Source organism: Gemmatimonadaceae bacterium, assembly GCA_035533755.1.
Lineage (GTDB): Bacteria > Gemmatimonadota > Gemmatimonadetes > Gemmatimonadales > Gemmatimonadaceae > JAGWRI01.
The window spans coordinates 1-2,760 of the sequence record DATLTC010000074.1 but is presented as its reverse complement, the minus strand read 5'-3'; the positions used below and the strand labels follow the sequence as shown (position 1 = coordinate 2,760).

4 protein-coding genes are annotated in these 2,760 nt (G+C 67.6%); 3 read left to right on the top strand and 1 reads right to left on the bottom strand.

The features are described from left to right. Positions 1 to 345 (bottom strand): M48 family metalloprotease (locus tag VNE60_11335; GenBank protein ID HVB32110.1); only part of this gene is annotated, 345 nt, incomplete at its 3' end. A 303-nt stretch (positions 346 to 648) separates the two neighbouring features. Between VNE60_11335 and VNE60_11330 the strand changes: the two genes are divergently transcribed. From VNE60_11330 to VNE60_11320, 3 genes are all read left to right on the top strand, one after another. Continuing rightward, positions 649 to 1,284, top strand: coding sequence for an OmpA family protein (locus tag VNE60_11330; protein HVB32109.1), 636 nt, complete (start codon positions 649 to 651; stop codon positions 1,282 to 1,284). Between the two features lie 146 nt (positions 1,285 to 1,430). Continuing rightward, positions 1,431 to 2,069 (top strand): response regulator transcription factor, encoded by a 639-nt coding sequence (locus VNE60_11325; GenBank protein HVB32108.1) that lies wholly within the window; start codon positions 1,431 to 1,433, stop codon positions 2,067 to 2,069. Positions 2,070 to 2,400: 331 nt separating this feature from the next. After that, on the top strand, positions 2,401 to 2,760 hold a 360-nt coding region (locus VNE60_11320; protein HVB32107.1), incomplete at its 3' end, for a hypothetical protein.

The following is a 2,760-nucleotide window of genomic DNA, read 5'->3' as shown; positions in this document are numbered from 1 at the left end:
CTGGTCCATGGACTGCGCGCGCGCGACCAGGCCGCGGTTCACGTACACCCAGCCGCCGGGCACGGCAAAGGCGTTCACTTCCTTCGTGTCCACGATCGCGAAATGCCACGCGAGCCCGCGGGTGTCGGTGACGGCGGCGAGTGAATTGCCGAGTGTATTCACGTACGTCACGATCTGGGCGTCGCGGATGATCGGCAATTGCGTGTCGATCTGCGTGGCGTACGTGGCGCCCAACTGTACTTCCTGCTGGGTGGAGATGGCGCACGCGGTGGCGGCGGCCATCGTGACGGCGACGAGCGCCAGGCGACGCGCGGCGCGTGCAACCGGAACGGAGTGGGTCAGCATGATCAACACCTTCGACGACAGGGGGAGCGTCGGGAGGGTACCCGAGTGTTCTCTGATGGTACGCGGAGCTTCGGGCCCGAACAATCCCGCCTTGGAAGTAGACCGACTGGTGGGTTGGCTCCCAACGATCCATCGCACGCGTGAGCGGCAAACGGGTGGCGGATGTGCAGGTTCCGCCTACGGCACTCACCGGAAAGCCCTTACTGCCCACGCAACGTCCGGGGGCGATTCTACATATCGGCAATGGCCCTGGCGTGAGGAGATTCTATGCGTATGATCGCGAGACGGATCGGAAGCCGTGATGTGCGAGCACCGTTGGCGTTGCTGCTCGTCTGGGCGCTCACCGCGTGTGCGTCGCTCAGTCGGAAGGAAAAGGGAGCGGCGATCGGTGCGGCGGCGGGGGGCGTGGTGGGTGGCGTGATCGGCAACCAGACCGGTTCGACGGCCCGGGGCGCGATCATCGGCGCGGTGGTGGGTGGCGCGGCCGGCGCGATCATCGGCCATCAGATGGACCAGCAGGCCAAGGAACTTCAGCAGAACATTCCCGGGGCCACCGTGACGCGCGTGGGCGAGGGCATCGCCGTGACGTTCGCGTCGGGGCTGCTGTACGACTTCGACTCCGACGTGGTGCGCGCCGACGCCGGGCAGAACCTGCGTGCTCTGGCGGCGAGCCTCGAGAAATACCCGAACACGGATCTCCTGATCGTGGGCCACACGGATGCGGTGGGCACGAGCGAGTACAACCAGGCGCTGTCCGAGCGGCGGGCCACGGCGGCGGCCAACTACCTCGAGGCACAAGGGGTGGCGGCGGGGCGCCTGCGGGCGGTGGGGCGTGGGGAGACGGAGCCCATCGCCGGCAACGACACCGAGGCGGGCCGGCAGCTGAACCGGCGCGTGGAGATCGCGATCTACAGCAGCGCGAGCGCCGGCAATCAGTAGTGTGCGCTGATGCACCGGCCGGCGCCCCAGGATATATGGCCGTGGAGGGATCGATGCAGCATATTGTGAGCACTCACGTGCCCTCCGCCCCCTGGCGGCGCCGTCGGTTGCCGGCGGGCGCGGTTGGTCCCTCAGCGAGGTTGGCGATGATCACGGTCGCCCTCATCGAGGACAATCGTCTGTTGCGCGAGGGCATGACCGCCATGCTCGATGCGCTACCCGACGTGCGCGTGGTGCTCACCGCCACGAGCGTCAAGGCGGAGCACCTGAGGGACGCGAATCCTCGCGTGGTGCTGATCGACGTCGGGCTGCAGGACCGGAGCAGCCTGCGGATGGCGCGCACCGTGAAGCGGACGCTGGCGGATTCCGCCGTCGTCGTGATGGATCTCCTCCCCACCCAGCAGGACGTTGCTCAGTTCGTGAACGCCGGGGTGGCCGGGTTCATCCTCAAAGATGCCACGTTCGAGGATCTCGTCGCGACCATCCGCTCGGTGGCCGCCGGCGCTCGCGTATTGCCGCCCCCGATGACGGGCACGCTGTTTTCCCAGATCGCCGAGGCGGCCGTGCAGCGAGGACGCCACGAGGCGCTCGAGGGCGCGCACATGACGGCACGGGAACGTGAGGTGATCGCCCTCATCGCGGCCGGCATGAGCAACAAGGACATCGCGCAGCGCCTGGACATCGCGACGTATACCGTCAAGAGCCACGTGCGCAACGTGATGGAGAAGCTGGCACTGCACACGCGCCTGCAGATCGCCGCCTACGCGCACGACCACGACGACTAGAGGACCAGGCGGGGGCCTCGCGGCGCGTCTGGGAGTGCGTGCACCGGTCAATGCACGCATCGCCTGAGGCGCGGCGCCGTCCGCCGGCCTGGCGCGCCCCATCCTCCGCGCCTCCCTCAAAGGGAGTACTCCGCGCCTCATCCTTTCTAGCGATGGGCGGTGGGAATGGCGTGAACTAACGTCAAAAGACTGACGTGCGCGAACGTCATGATATGTCGCGCCTCACGCACCAAGAGAGCCGATTGCCCCTGATCGCGCACGGCAGACCGTTCACAGACACTGTGGACGCGTAGCGCGCAGGCACGCTCAACATCAGGTGAGGAGGAGTTCGATGCAACGCATCATGAAGGGCCGATCGGCAACGGCGCGCTTCGCACGCGTCGTCGCGGTGCTCGCCGTGGCCGGGCTGTTCACGGCGGCGTGCGACGTGCACGGGGTGAGCAATCCCGGGACGTTGGCGTCGATGACGGTGACGCCGAACCCGCAGGTGCTGGCGGTCAACGGCACGCAGCAGTTCACGGCGCTCGGCACCGACTTCTCCGGCGCCAATGTCGGGATCACGCCCACCTGGACCGTGGTGGCCGGCGGCGGCACGATCAGCAGCTCGGGCCTGTTCACGGCGGCCGCCTTGGCGGGCACCTATACGAATACGATCAAAGCCACGAGCGGCAGCCTGTCGGCCACCGCGACC